The 13,336-nt window shown below is 58.6% G+C and carries 11 protein-coding genes; 5 read left to right on the forward strand and 6 right to left on the reverse strand.

The features are described from left to right. Window positions 1-15 precede the first annotated feature (15 nt). From ACSHXH_RS00845 to ACSHXH_RS00860, 4 genes are all read left to right on the forward strand, one after another. Window positions 16-1,215, forward strand: a complete 1,200-nt coding sequence (locus tag ACSHXH_RS00845; protein WP_435669854.1) for a toxic anion resistance protein — start codon at window positions 16-18, stop codon at window positions 1,213-1,215. A 73-nt stretch (window positions 1,216-1,288) separates the two neighbouring features. Next, window positions 1,289-2,191 (forward strand): DUF2927 domain-containing protein, encoded by a 903-nt coding sequence (locus ACSHXH_RS00850; protein WP_435669855.1) that lies wholly within the window; start codon window positions 1,289-1,291, stop codon window positions 2,189-2,191. Between the two features lie 17 nt (window positions 2,192-2,208). Then, window positions 2,209-3,336: an SPFH domain-containing protein gene (locus ACSHXH_RS00855; RefSeq protein WP_435669856.1), complete on the forward strand. Its 1,128-nt coding sequence runs from the start codon at window positions 2,209-2,211 to the stop codon at window positions 3,334-3,336. Window positions 3,337-3,389: 53 nt separating this feature from the next. Beyond that, window positions 3,390-4,502, forward strand: coding sequence for a primosomal protein N' (replication factor Y) - superfamily II helicase (locus tag ACSHXH_RS00860; RefSeq protein WP_435669857.1), 1,113 nt, complete (start codon window positions 3,390-3,392; stop codon window positions 4,500-4,502). A gap of 3 nt (window positions 4,503-4,505) precedes the next feature. Here ACSHXH_RS00860 and fnrL read toward each other — a convergent pair whose 3' ends face one another. Continuing rightward, window positions 4,506-5,252, reverse strand: coding sequence for a transcriptional regulator FnrL (fnrL, locus tag ACSHXH_RS00865; protein ID WP_435669858.1), 747 nt, complete (start codon window positions 5,250-5,252; stop codon window positions 4,506-4,508). 59 nt (window positions 5,253-5,311) lie between these two features. Between fnrL and hemN the strand changes: the two genes are divergently transcribed. Continuing rightward, window positions 5,312-6,667, forward strand: a complete 1,356-nt coding sequence (gene hemN / locus ACSHXH_RS00870; RefSeq protein WP_435669859.1) for an oxygen-independent coproporphyrinogen III oxidase — start codon at window positions 5,312-5,314, stop codon at window positions 6,665-6,667. Here the strand turns inward: hemN and ACSHXH_RS00875 are convergent. The 5 genes from ACSHXH_RS00875 to ACSHXH_RS00895 all read right to left on the reverse strand — a co-directional run bounded on the left by ACSHXH_RS00875 (window position 6,664) and on the right by ACSHXH_RS00895 (window position 13,213). Beyond that, window positions 6,664-8,256: an ABC transporter ATP-binding protein gene (locus ACSHXH_RS00875; RefSeq protein WP_435669860.1), complete on the reverse strand. Its 1,593-nt coding sequence runs from the start codon at window positions 8,254-8,256 to the stop codon at window positions 6,664-6,666. The two genes, hemN and ACSHXH_RS00875, sit on opposite strands and share 4 nt — an antisense overlap. After that, window positions 8,253-9,434 (reverse strand): ABC transporter permease, encoded by a 1,182-nt coding sequence (locus tag ACSHXH_RS00880; RefSeq protein WP_435669861.1) that lies wholly within the window; start codon window positions 9,432-9,434, stop codon window positions 8,253-8,255. The genes ACSHXH_RS00875 and ACSHXH_RS00880 overlap by 4 nt, the downstream gene beginning before the upstream one ends. Before the next feature lie 2 nt (window positions 9,435-9,436). Beyond that, a complete protein-coding gene (locus ACSHXH_RS00885; protein WP_435669862.1) occupies window positions 9,437-10,588 on the reverse strand; it encodes a microcin C ABC transporter permease YejB in 1,152 nt (383 codons plus the stop codon). A 1-nt stretch (window position 10,589) separates the two neighbouring features. Beyond that, window positions 10,590-12,509, reverse strand: coding sequence for an extracellular solute-binding protein (locus ACSHXH_RS00890; protein ID WP_435669863.1), 1,920 nt, complete (start codon window positions 12,507-12,509; stop codon window positions 10,590-10,592). A 185-nt stretch (window positions 12,510-12,694) separates the two neighbouring features. Next, window positions 12,695-13,213 carry a c-type cytochrome gene (locus ACSHXH_RS00895; RefSeq protein ID WP_435669864.1) on the reverse strand — a complete coding sequence of 173 codons (519 nt, stop codon included), beginning with the start codon at window positions 13,211-13,213 and terminating at the stop codon, window positions 12,695-12,697. Window positions 13,214-13,336 lie beyond the last annotated feature (123 nt).

Here is a 13,336-nt window from a genome sequence, read left to right on the forward strand (position 1 = left end):
TTAAAGGAACCTTTGATGTCTGAAACAGTTCGCGCCAAAGCCCAGGACACGCTGGCCCTGGTGGAAGAAGTCAACGCCGTCATCCTGCCGGAACCCAAGGACGCCGGGGCGATTGTGCCTTTGGCCGACGCTGACCCGGCCTTGAGCGATGAAATTCGGTCGCGGATGGCGGAAATCGACATGACTGACACGCAATCGATCGTGTCCTTCGGGTCGAACGCGCAAGCTGAATTGCAGGAAATCTCGCAATCCATGCTGGCCGATGTGCGCAACAAGGATGTGGGCCCGGCGGGCGACAGCCTGCGTGGTATCGTCAGCACGATCCGTGGGTTTTCGGTGTCAGAACTTGATGTACGCCGCGAACGCAGTTGGTGGGAAAAACTGCTGGGCCGCGCCGCGCCGTTTGCAAAGTTCACAGCACAGTTCGAAAAGGTGCAGGGCCAGATCGACAAGATCACGGACGAGCTGCTGCGGCACGAGCACACGCTGCTCAAGGACATCAAGTCTCTCGACATGCTGTATGACAAGACGCTGCAATTCTATGATGAACTGGCGCTGTATATCGCGGCGGGTGAAGAAAAGATCAAAGAGATCGACGCCAACGACATCCCGGCCAAAGAGGCCGAGGTTCAGGCCGCTGCCGAAGGCGATCAAGTGATGAAAGCGCAGGAATTGCGCGACATGCGCGCTGCGCGGGATGATCTCGAACGCCGGGTGCATGACCTCAAACTGACGCGACAGGTGACGATGCAGTCGCTGCCGTCGATCCGTCTGGTGCAGGAAAACGACAAGTCGCTGGTCACCAAGATCAACTCGACCCTCGTGAACACCGTACCGCTGTGGGAAACCCAATTGGCACAGGCCGTCACCATCCAACGCTCTGCCGAAGCGGCTGCGGCCGTGCGTGACGCCAATAACCTGACCAACGAACTGCTGACCTCGAACGCCAAGAACCTGCGCGACAGCAACAAGCTGATCCGCGAAGAAATGGAACGCGGCGTGTTCGATATTGAAGCGGTCAAACAGGCCAATGCCGATTTGATTGGCACGATCAACGAAAGCCTGCAAATCGCGGATGAAGGCAAAGCCAAACGCGCCGCTGCGGAAGTTGAGCTCAAGCGGATGGAAGCCGAATTGCGCGACACGCTCGCTTCGGCCAAGGCGCGCAAGGATGGGCTGGGCGACACCTCTGCCGCCTCGATGCCGGACCGGTAACGCCGTGCGGCGGCGCTGGTCTCATATCCTGTGGTCTTGCGCCGCCTTGGTGGCCCTGTCGGCATGCGATCCGATGCTGACAGAACCTGTCCCTGCGGACACAAAACCGCAGACGCGGCCCGAACGTCCTGCCGTGCCTGAGCCGCCTCAAGCCGACACTCCGTCAGCGCGGGCCTTGGACCTGAGTGCCTATTATGCACGCGTGCAGGAAGACCTGCTGGCGCGCGGCTTGCTGCGGGTGGATGGCGGTGGAATCGACACGCCCTTCACCGATCAGATGCTGGCGCGCAATTTTGAACGCATCGCACTTGCCGAAGAATACACGCGCGGCGCCGGGCTTCAGCCCTCAAGCGGTGCGCTGGGCGAGATCAAGAAATGGGGTATCCCGGTCCGTGTTGAGGTGATTTTCGGCGACAGCCTGTCTGCTGAGGATCAGGCGCAAGACCTTCAGACGCTTGGCACCTACACCCGCCGTTTGTCCGCGGTATCCGGGCATCCAATCTCGATGGTGTCCTCGCAGGCCAATTTCCATGTTCTGGTGATGGGCGAGGATGACAAAGACCAGTTGCGCGCCGCGCTTGATCGGATTGCGCCAGGCATGGAGGCGTCCAGCCGGGCGATTTTCCTCAATCTGCCGCGCCCGATCCACTGTCTTGTTGTGGCGTTTGCGGAATCGAACTCCAGCAGCGCCTATCGTCAGGCTGTTGCGCTTGTGCGCAGCGAACATCCCGATCTGTCCCGCCGCGCCTGTTACCACGAAGAACTGGCGCAGGGTCTTGGCCTTGCCAATGACGACCCAAACGCGCGCCCGTCGATCTTTAACGATGACGAGGAATTCGCACTTCTGACGAGCCACGACGAATTGCTGTTGAAAATCCTCTATAATCCCCGCCTGACCCCCGGCATGAGCGCCGATCAGGCCCGCCCCATCGTGCGAACGCTCGCCATCGACCTGACTGGCGGCGGACCAAGCTGACTTAACGGAGACCCCAGATGCCCATTTTCGACTTCCTGAGCGGCCAATTCATTGACGTGATTCATTGGACCGACAACACGCGCGATACGATGGTCTGGCGGTTTGAACGCGAGGGCCACGAGATCAAATACGGGGCCAAGCTCACCGTGCGCGAAGGGCAGGCGGCGGTGTTTGTGCATGAAGGCCAATTGGCGGATGTGTTTACGCCGGGTCTTTATATGCTCGAAACCAACAACATGCCGATCATGACCAGCCTTCAACACTGGGACCACGGCTTTAAATCGCCCTTCAAATCCGAGGTGTATTACGTCAACACCACCCGGTTCCAAGACCTCAAATGGGGCACCAAGAACCCGATCATCTGCCGCGATCCCGAATTTGGGCCTGTGCGCCTGCGCGCCTTTGGCACGTATTCGGTGCGCGTGACTGATCCGGCCAAATTCCTGATCGAGATCGTCGGCACTGATGGCGAATTCACCATGGACGAGATCAGCTATCAGATACGCAACATCATCGTGCAGGAATTCTCCCGCACCATCGCGCGGGTTGGGATTCCGGTGCTCGACATGGCGGCCAACACGCGCGAGCTGGGACAATTGCTGGCAAAGGAAATCGCGCCAACGCTGGCAGAGTACGGGCTTGAACTGCCCGAGCTTTATATCGAGAACATCTCGCTCCCTCCGGCGGTTGAGGCGGTGCTGGACAAACGTTCGTCGATGGGGGTGATCGGGAACCTGAATCAATATATGCAGTTTCAGGCTGCCGAAGCCTTGGGCAGGGACGGGGCGGGGGCCGCTGCCATTCAAGCTGGCCTTGGGGCAGGTCTGGGCATGCAGATCGGGCATGCCGCGGCTCAGGCTGGCCCATGGGGCGCCGCCGCGCAACAGCAGCTTCAGGGTGCAGTACCCGTGTCGCGCCAGATGCCGCCACCGCCCCCGGTTGAACATGTCTGGCACGTCGCCGAAAACGGAGAAACCAAAGGACCGTTTTCAAAGGCCGCCCTCGGGCGCATGGCCTCGGACGGGGCGCTGTCGCGCGACAGCTACGTCTGGACCGCCGGGCAGGATGGTTGGAAAAAAGCTGACGACGTCATGGAGCTGGCGCAGCTTTTCACCGTTCTTCCACCGCCCCCGCCGGGTGCATGATCCGGGCGCTGCGATTGCATATTTGAAAAAAGAAGAAGCAGGGGACCGCCGCCTTGTCCGAGGACAGTCTTACCGCACCCGTAGAAGAGCACCGTTTTCCCTGCGACCAATGCGGTGCCGATTTTCGCTTTGACCCAGAGCGTGGGCACCTGCTCTGTGACCATTGTGGTCACACGAGTGAGATCGTGGGCGCAGGCCCCTGGGATGGGCACAGCATCCGCGAGGTCGATTTTCAGACCGCGATTGCTGGCCGCCTTCCGGCGCAGGAAATGGAAGAGACGCGGGTCTCTAAATGCCCCAATTGCGCGGCGCAGGTTGAATTCGATCCCGGTGTGCACGCCGCGGAATGCCCGTTCTGCGCCACCCCGGTTGTGACAGACACAGGCAGCAACCGGCATATCAAACCCAAGGGTCTGTTGCCTTTCGCGCTGGACGAAGCGTCTGCGCGGGCGGCGATGACCGGCTGGCTGGGCGCGCTGTGGTTCGCGCCCAACGGGTTGCAGGAATATGCCCGCAAGGGCCGCAAGATGACCGGGATTTATGTGCCTTTTTGGACCTTTGATGCCGACACCAAATCCGCCTATCGCGGCGAACAGGGCACCGTCTATTATGAAAATCGCCGGGTTCAGAGGAATGGCAAAACTGAAACCGTGCGGGTGGCCAAGGTGCGCTGGCGTCCCGCCTCGGGGCGTGTCGCGCGGTTCTTTGACGATGTGCTGGTGCTCGCGTCCCGGTCGCTTCCCAAGGCATATACCGACGCGCTTGGTCCGTGGGACCTTGCCGCGCTGGAGCCTTATCATCCCGAATTTTTGGCTGGCTTCCGGGCTGAATCCTACGGGATCGAATTGCAGGAAGGCTATGTCGAGGCACGCACCCATATGGACCGGATCATTGCGCGGGACGTGAAATTCGACATTGGCGGTGACCGTCAGCGCATCCACAACATCGACACGCGTGTGTCGGACGTGACGTTCAAGCATATCCTGCTGCCCGTCTGGCTGGCCGCGTACAAATATCGGGGGAAAAGCTATCGCTTTGTGGTCAATGGCCGGACGGGGGCTGTGCAGGGCGAACGTCCTTGGTCGGCGTGGAAGCTGACCTTTGCGGTGGTGCTGGGTCTGATCGTGGCAGCAGGTGTTGGTTACATCGCTGCCATGAACCAGTGAGTGTCAGACAAGCATCCCGCCATCAGTATCGTCTCCGGCCTCTTCAAGCAGGACTGTCATATCCGGCACCGTGATATGGCGTTTGCCCTCAAGCGTGATGATCCCGTCTTTCTTGAGGGCGGACACTTGCCGCGACACGGTTTCGAGCGTCAGGCCAAGATAATCGGCCATCGCTTCGCGTGTGAGGGGCAGATCAAAACTGACAGGGCCATCCAGACCGCCCATATTCAGCGATGCATCCCGCCGCGCAATAATCGACAGAAGTGACGCGATCTTTTCGCGCGCTGTTTTGCGGCCCAAAACCAGCATCCATTCGCGGGCAGCATCCAATTCGTCCAACGTCATCTGAAGCAAACGCTGCGCGATATGCGGTGTCCGTTCCATCAGGTCCTCAAACGGGGTTTTTCGGAAACAACACATCACCACATCGGTGGTTGCCACCACATCATAGGCCGCGATGGCCCGACCCGGGCGACCTACGAAATCGCTGGGCAACAACAGACCCACCATCTGCGTGCGTCCATCTTCCATGGTCTGTGTCAGGGTCGCGATTCCCGACACGACCGAGCCCACGAAATCCATGCGGTCGCCCGACCAGATCACGGTCTGACCTGCCTCGAAGCGGCGATAATACTTGATGTCTTCCAGCCGATCCAATTCGTCCGCTTCGCACCGCGCGCACACGGCCCTGTGGCGAATAGGGCAATCGGCGCATTCCTGGGTGACTGAGAGGCTGTTTTCTTTCAACATGGGTCCGGTCTTGATCTGTATCAAAGCTGTGCTGGCGTAACGTACCTAATGCTAGGCACATGGTGACAAGAACACAACTTTCCCGGTTGGGACTATTCGACGCGAAGGTACCTCGGTATACGAGTTATCCGACGTCTCCGCATTTCAAGAATGATGTAAAACCGGGGGATTTCTCGGATTGGATCGAAGCGATCCCCGAAAATTCGGACATATCGCTTTACTTGCATGTGCCGTTTTGTCGCCGTCTGTGTTGGTTTTGTGCCTGCCGGACACAAGGCACGGCAAGCGGGGAGCCGGTTGGCGCCTATGTAGAAACGCTCAAGGATGAATTGACGCTCCTGAAACGGCATTTGCCGCGCGGTGTGCGTCTGTCGCGGCTGCACTGGGGGGGCGGGACACCGACGCTTTTGTCCGCCGCCCAGATGCGTGACTTGGCAGCGGCGGTCCGGGAAGCTGCTGATTTTGCGGATAATTATGAATTTTCCGTTGAAATCGATCCGAACGAAATTGATGCAGCCCGTCTGGATGCGCTGTTCGACAGCGGGATGAATCGCGCCTCGATCGGGGTGCAGGATTTTGACCCCGATATCCAGAAAACCATTGGCCGCGAACAAAGCTTTGAAACCACAAAGCGTGCGGTCGACATGATCCGCGAGCGCGGCATCCAAAGTCTGAATGCGGATATCCTGTACGGCCTGCCGAACCAGACACGCAGCAAGATTGTTGATTCGGTCCAAAAGCTGTTGTCGCTGTCGCCGGACCGTGTCGCGCTTTATGGCTATGCGCATGTGCCATGGATGGCCAAGCGTCAGCAGATGATTCCCTCTGACGCGCTGCCGCGCCCGGATGAACGGCTTGAGCTGTTTGAAACCGCGCGCAAACTGTTCGTCTGGGACAGTTATGATGAAATTGGCATCGACCATTTCGCCACCAAGTCAGATGGGTTGTCCGTGGCAGCCCGAAGCGGAACGCTGCGGCGCAATTTCCAGGGCTATACCGATGACACCTCTGAGGTGCTTGTCGGGCTGGGCGCGTCGTCGATTTCCAAGTTCCCGCAAGGCTATGCACAAAATGCGCCCGCCACGTCCGCCTATACCAAGGCGATCCGCGCGCATGGGTTTTCGACAGTGCGGGGTCACAGCTTTAGCAAACAGGACAACCTGCGCGCCCGCATGATCGAAATGCTGATGTGTGATTTCCGCGTCGATACCGCCGCGCTGGTCCGCGATTTTGACACCACGCGGGCCGAAGTGACGTCTATCCTCAAAGCGGCCAATGCCGAGCTGGAAAACCTGCTGGTCGTTGATGACACCGGACTGTTTGTCCCGCGTGAGGCGCGTCCCTTGACCCGGATCATCGCCCGCAGCTTTGATGCGTATGAGCTATCCTCAGCCGGGCACAGCTCTGCGATCTAACTGGCCAGATCGAACGCGGCCGCCATCAGGGTTTTGGTGTAGTCCGTCTGCGGATTGGTAAACACGTCTTCTGCTGACCCGTATTCCACCACATCGCCCGTGCGCATCACGATCACCTTATGGGACATCGCGCGCACAACCTTGAGATCGTGACTGATAAACAGATAGGCCAGATCGTATTTTTGTTGCAGGTCGCGCAACAGGTTCACGATCTGCACCTGCACCGTCATGTCCAGCGCAGATGTTGGTTCATCCAGCACCACCAGCTTGGGGCGCAGAACCATTGCGCGGGCAATTGCGATGCGCTGCCGCTGGCCGCCAGAAAATTCGTGCGGGTAGCGGTGCATCGTGGCAGGATCAAGCCCCACCTCGGCCATCACCTCTGTCACCAACTCCCGTGGTGACCGTCCGTCAGGCGTGCCGTGCACCCCAAGACCTTCGGCGATGATCTGTTCACAGGTCATGCGCGGGCTCAGTGATCCATACGGGTCTTGAAACACGATCTGCATGTCGCTGCGCAACCGGCGCAATTCGCGTGTCGACCAATCGCGCACGTTTTGACCGCGATAGGTGATCCCGCCTTCCGACTGGATCAGCCGCATGATCGCCAGCGCAAGTGTCGTCTTGCCCGACCCGGATTCGCCCACGATGCCAACGGTTTCGCCCGCCCGCACCGAAATTGTCGCGTCATTGACGGCTTTTACATAACCCACGGTCCGCTTCAGAAACCCCTGCTGAATCGGGAACCAGATCTTGAGCGCGTCGGTCCGCGCAATCTCTTCCGCGCCGTCCTTGACCGGATCGGGGGATCCGGTGGATTCCGCACTCAGCAACATCTGCGTGTAAGGGTGCTGCGGGTTGGCAAAAAGGTCGCGCGTGGGGCCGGTCTCAACGATCTGCCCATCCTTCATCACGCAAACCCGGTCCGCAATCTTGCGCACGATTCCAAGGTCATGGGTGATGAACAAAAGGCTCATGTCCTCTGCGGTCTTGAGCTCCGCCAGCAGATCGAGGATTTGCGCCTGAATCGTCACGTCCAGCGCCGTTGTCGGTTCATCCGCAATAAGCAGCTCCGGGCCGTTCGCCAGCGCCATCGCAATCATCACGCGCTGCCGTTGCCCGCCCGACAATTGATGCGGATAGGCACCCAGACGGCTCTCGGGATCGCGGATGCCCACTTTGTGCATCAGCTCGATGATCCGCGTCCGCGCCGCATCGCCGGTCAATCCCTGATGCAGCGCCAAAGATTCCGCCAATTGCTTTTCCAGCGTATGCAGCGGGTTGAGCGATGTCATCGGCTCTTGGAAGATAAAGCTGATGTCATTGCCCCGGATCCGCCGCAACTGCGCATCATCCGCGCCAACCATCTCTTCGCCGTTATAACGCACCGATCCCGCAACCCGCGCGGAATCGCCCAAAAGCGAAACCGTGGACAAGGCCGTGACCGATTTGCCCGATCCGGATTCGCCCACCAGCGCGACGGTCTCACCACGTTCGATGTCAAACGACACGCCGCGCACGGCCGCCACTGTCTGGCCATCCTGCCGGAACCCGACGCTCAGGTTGCTGACCTCAAGGATCTTGCTCATGTAAAGGTCTTCCTGGGATCAAACGCGTCGCGCACGCCTTCAAAGATGAACACCAAAAGCGACAGCATCAACGCGAACACAAAGAACGCTGTAAAGCCAAGCCATGGCGCCTGAAGGTTCTGTTTCGCCTGCAAGGTCAATTCGCCCAAGGATGGGGATGAAGACGGCAACCCAAAGCCCAGGAAATCCAGACCCGCCAGCGTGCTGATTGTGCCGGTTACGATAAAGGGCAACATGGTCAGCGTTGCCACCATGGCGTTGGGCAGCATGTGCCGGAACATGATCGTGGCGTTGCTCACGCCCAGTGCCTTGGCCGCGCGTACATATTCAAGGTTCCGCGCACGCAGGAATTCTGCCCGAACCACGCCCACCAGCGCGGTCCAGCCGAATAACACTGTCAGGAACACAAGCAGCCAGAAACTTCGCCCCAGGATCGCGAACAGAATGATGATGATGTAAAGCGATGGGGTCGAAGACCAGATCTCGATGATCCGCTGAAAGATCAGGTCAAGCCACCCGCCGAAATACCCCTGCAATGCCCCCGCGACAATGCCCACCACACTGGCCAGCGCCGTCACGATCAGCGTGAACAGGATCGACAATCGGAATCCGTAAATCACCCGCGCCATCACATCGCGCTTGGTGTCATCCGTACCCAGCCAGTTCTGTTCGTTCGGGGGCAGGGGCGCCGCACCGGGGCGGTCCACCGGGGTTTGGTAATCATAGGGAATGGGCGGCCAGATGGCCCAGCCTTTCTGGAAATCACCGTCCAGAACCATCCCCGCATCCACCTGTTCAATCAACCCCTCGGGATCGTCGAAACAGTCCTCAAGCCCGCCTGTGCGGATCAGGCACTGCACCTCGGGGTCTCGATACGCGGCCTCGGTGCGGAAATCCCCGCCAAACTCGGTCTCGGGATAGAAATTGAAGATCGGAGTATACAGCTCTCCGCGATATTGCACGAGGATCGGTTTGTCATTGGCAATGAACTCGGCCAACAGCGACAGCCCGAACAGCACGCAGAAGATGATCAGCGACCAGAGCGCCCGGCGATTGCGTTTGAAATTGTTCCAGCGCCTCTGGTTCAGTGGCGACAAGGTGAACAAACCCCGCTTCGGTGCAGCGGGCACAGCCGGTCTGGGCTGGGTGACGACATCGGGCTCGGGTTGCGCGACCATGTTCAGCCCTCCCGCCGTTCAAAGTCGATGCGGGGATCAACCAACACATACATCAGGTCCGACAGGATACCGACGACCAGACCGATCAGACCAAACACAAACAGCGTGCCAAAGATCACCGGATAATCCCGCGCGACCGCCGCCTCAAATCCAAGCCGTCCCAAACCGTCCAGCGAAAAGATCGTCTCGATGATCAGCGACCCGGAAAAGAACACACCGATGAACACGGCCGGGAAGCCCGCGATCACGATCAGCATCGCATTGCGGAACACATGTCCATAAAGCACCTGCCGTTCAGCCAAGCCTTTGGCCCGCGCGGTGATCACATATTGCTTTTTGATCTCGTCCAGAAAGCTGTTCTTGGTCAGCAACGTCAGTGTTGCAAAGGCCGAAATCGTCGATGCCACCACCGGCAACGTGATGTGCCACATGTAATCCACGATTTTCCCGAAGACCGACAATTGGTCCCAATTATCCGAGGTCAGTCCCCGCAGCGGGAAGATTTGGTAATATGACCCACCTGCAAACAAAACGAGCAAAAGGATGGCGAACAGGAAACCGGGGATCGCATACGCCACGATGATTGCCGCTGAGGTATAGGTGTCAAACGGCGTGCCGTCATTGACCGCTTTGCGGATGCCCAGCGGGATCGACACGAGATACGCGATGATCGTGGACCACAGCCCCAACGAGATCGACACAGGCATCTTTTCCAGCACCAACTCCATCACGCCGATGGACCGGAAATAGCTCTCTCCGAAATCAAGGCGCATGTAGTTCCACATCATCATGCCAAACCGTTCGACCACGCCAATCGTTTCCTTGACGCAGGCCGGGTCTTCGATGCTGGGCGCTCCCGTAAACCCGTCTTCGCAGACGATCCGGGCAAAGCCGAAATCCACCTCGAGCTGTTCAAGAAATTCCGGCGGCAAGCCCCGGCTGCCTGCGTATTGTTCGCTTTCCTCAAGGGCTGCAACACCCGCATCCCCGGACCCGGCAAAGCCTTCAAAAACATCGCCTTCGCCTTCAAACTGGGCGATATACTGCTCAATCGGCCCGCCCGGCACAAACTGGGTAAGCGCAAAGTTCACGATCATGATCCCAAGCAGGGTGGGAATGATCAGCAGCAATCGTCTGAGGATATAGGCGCCCATATCAGTTGAGCGCGCCGCTTGCTCTTAATGCTTCGGCTTTGTCCTCGTTGACCCACCACAGATCAAGATAGCCCAGATCATAGGGGGGCAGGTTTTCGGGGAATTCGTACTTGTCATAGGCCGCGACCCAGTGATCCGCGATATACCCGGTCGGCACCACAAAGAATTCATGCCGAAGCGCCCGGTCCAGTGCCATCAGCGCGATGTCGGTCTCTTCCTGCGTTGTCGTGGTAAACGACGCTTCGATGATCGCATCAACGAGAGGGCTGGCCAGCCCGGCAGGGTTGAACAGGCTGAACTCGGCCTCTTGCGACCCGTACATCTGGCTCAATCCGCCGCCCGTGGACAGGAAGGTGCTATAACGCGTCGAATACATCATATCATAATCGCGGTCGCGGCGACGGTTCGTATATTGTGACGGATCGACCTTTTCGAGCTTCACCGCGATGCCAAGCTGTTCAAGGTTCTGGGCATAGGTCTCGTGCATCGCATCCACAGAATCCTGAATGTTGGTCGGGTAAAGCAGCGTGATCTCAAGCGGCTGGCCATCGACGTTGCGGCGCATGCCATCATCGCCCACAGTCCAACCTGCATCCTCCAGCAGACCAGAGGCACTGCGCATGTTGCGGCGGTCACTCAGGCGGCTGCCATCGGACGCATGGGTGATCCGGACGGGGTCGGACAAAAGCTCGGGCGGCACAACATCCCCAAGCGCCTCCAGAAAGGCAAGCTCTGCACCGGTTGGCGTGTCCTGCGCTTCAATCGGCGTGCCTTCGACAAAGGAACTGCGCGGCGCATAAAGGCCGAACAAAAGCGACTCGTTGGTCCATTCAAAGTTGAACGCAAGTGCCACAGCCTCGCGCACACGACGGTCCTGAAATTCCGGCTTGGCGAGGTTGAAAACAAACCCTGTCGGGTTTGGCGGCGACCCGTTTGCCAATTCGTATTTCACAACCGCGCCACTGTCGATTTTTGGAAAGTCGTAGGAACTTGCCCAGAGCTTTGGATCGCTTTCGACGCGGATCGTGTAAACACCGGCCTTGAATGCCTCGAACGAGGCCGTCTGATCGGTGAAATATTCGATGCGGATGGTGTCGTAATTGTGCCGTCCCTTGTTGAACGGCAAATCCTTGCCCCAGTAATCGTCGCGCAGCGTATAAACGATCTGGCGATTGATGTCGTAGCTCTCAAGGATATAGGGCCCCGACCCAATCGCGACCTCCAGCCTTGGTTCGTCCAGACGGCGGGTCTCGTCGGCCTCGAACCACGCTTTGGAAAAGATCGGCGTGCTGCCCACGGTCTCGATCCGGCTGCGCTTGGACAGCTCGGGATTGAAGGTGAACTTGACCCGGTGATCGTCAAGCGCCTCGGCCCCGGTCACCATCCGGCCAACGGCCTGCGCGTAAGACGGCAAACCCTGTTCGATGAACAAACGGTGGCTATACACGACATCTTCGGCAGTCACCGGGGTGCCGTCCGAAAATGTTGCCTCAGGACGCATGTGGAAAATCACCCAATCCCGGCTTTCGGGATATTCGATGCTGTGCGCGACAACCCCGTAATACTGCCCCACCGCATCCGACGTGGTTTCGATAAGCTGGTCATATTGCAATGTCGTCAACGCACCCGCGCTGCCTTTGCGCGAATAGGGGTTGAGGCTGTCAAACGTGCCCGACGCGCCCAGCGCAATCTCTCCGCCCTTGGGGGCGTCAGGGTTCACATAGGCCAGATGCGGAAAATCCGCTGGGTAATCAAGGTTTCCAAAATAGGAATACCCATGCGATTCAATGACCTTTTCATGGCCCTCTGCCCGGACATGGCTGGCGGCAAACACCACTGTCAACGCCATCAATCCGCCGATCGTCAAAGTGCGCAACGTCGTCTTCGGCAACGCCCTCACGGCGATCTGTTGGTGAACCATGCGTAAAACCCCTCTGTCTCCGCCTTTGCATCATATTCTGTATGTAAGCTAAAGAACGATTTTGCCCACATTCAAGGTTCTATCGCACGGTTCGGTCGCAAACAGCCGTGGAAAACGCGATTGTGAAAAAGAAAAGGCCGCTGTCCCTGCGGACAACGGCCTCAATGCGGTCATGTGTTCCCGGCTTATTCCGAGAATGTCGCCAGATACGCGATCAGGTTGGCGCGATCTTCAGAGTCGCTCAAACCAGCAAACCCCATGGATGTGCCGGGTGCCCAGCCGCGCGGGTTCTCGATGAAACGGTAAAGGTTTTCCACAGTCCAGACATCTGCAACTTCATTCAGAGCGCCGGAATAGTTGAACCCTTCCGAGATGCCGACGTCCCGACCGACGACGTTGTAAAGATACGGTCCCGCGCGGTTCACGCCTGCTTCCAGAACGTGGCAGGCGCGGCATTTGCCCCACTGACGTTCCCCGGCGCTGGCGTCTGCGGTTTCAAGCAGCGTGTCAAAGTTCACCTCGACAACTTCTTCCGCCTCGGCGGGTTCGTCATCGCCCGTTTCGATTACGTAAACCGCAACCTCTTCGCCGTGGTGGCCACCAACATGATACAGTGTCTCGGCTGCCCATTTGCCCAGAAGAAAGATCAGAAGCGCGCCACAAAAGCTGCCGACGATCTTGGTGAAGGTCATTGTATCCAACATTATGTGCGTACCCGTCCGCTAGAGTTTCGTGCGTGTCGCGCGGGTATCTATTGCTTCCCCTTGACCAAGGCAAGGTGTAGAAGCCGCGACCAAACGCCCGTTGGGCCAGAATGCCGGAGTTTG

Source organism: Marivita sp., assembly GCF_051251565.1.
In the GTDB taxonomy this organism is placed as follows: Bacteria; Pseudomonadota; Alphaproteobacteria; order Rhodobacterales; family Rhodobacteraceae; genus Marivita.

Excerpts from the sequence above, each read along its gene's own strand:
- ACSHXH_RS00850 (WP_435669855.1), top strand. The coding sequence starts at position 1,289 with ATGCTGACAGAACCTGTCCCTGCGGACACAAAACCGCAGACGCGGCCC.
- ACSHXH_RS00895 (WP_435669864.1), bottom strand. The coding sequence starts at position 13,213 with ATGTTGGATACAATGACCTTCACCAAGATCGTCGGCAGCTTTTGTGGC.
- ACSHXH_RS00855 (WP_435669856.1), top strand. The coding sequence starts at position 2,209 with ATGCCCATTTTCGACTTCCTGAGCGGCCAATTCATTGACGTGATTCAT.
- fnrL (WP_435669858.1), bottom strand. The coding sequence starts at position 5,252 with ATGTTGAAAGAAAACAGCCTCTCAGTCACCCAGGAATGCGCCGATTGC.
- ACSHXH_RS00875 (WP_435669860.1), bottom strand. The coding sequence starts at position 8,256 with ATGAGCAAGATCCTTGAGGTCAGCAACCTGAGCGTCGGGTTCCGGCAG.
- ACSHXH_RS00880 (WP_435669861.1), bottom strand. The coding sequence starts at position 9,434 with ATGGTCGCGCAACCCGAGCCCGATGTCGTCACCCAGCCCAGACCGGCT.
- hemN (WP_435669859.1), top strand. The coding sequence starts at position 5,312 with ATGGTGACAAGAACACAACTTTCCCGGTTGGGACTATTCGACGCGAAG.
- ACSHXH_RS00890 (WP_435669863.1), bottom strand. The coding sequence starts at position 12,509 with ATGGTTCACCAACAGATCGCCGTGAGGGCGTTGCCGAAGACGACGTTG.
- ACSHXH_RS00885 (WP_435669862.1), bottom strand. The coding sequence starts at position 10,588 with ATGGGCGCCTATATCCTCAGACGATTGCTGCTGATCATTCCCACCCTG.
- ACSHXH_RS00845 (WP_435669854.1), top strand. The coding sequence starts at position 16 with ATGTCTGAAACAGTTCGCGCCAAAGCCCAGGACACGCTGGCCCTGGTG.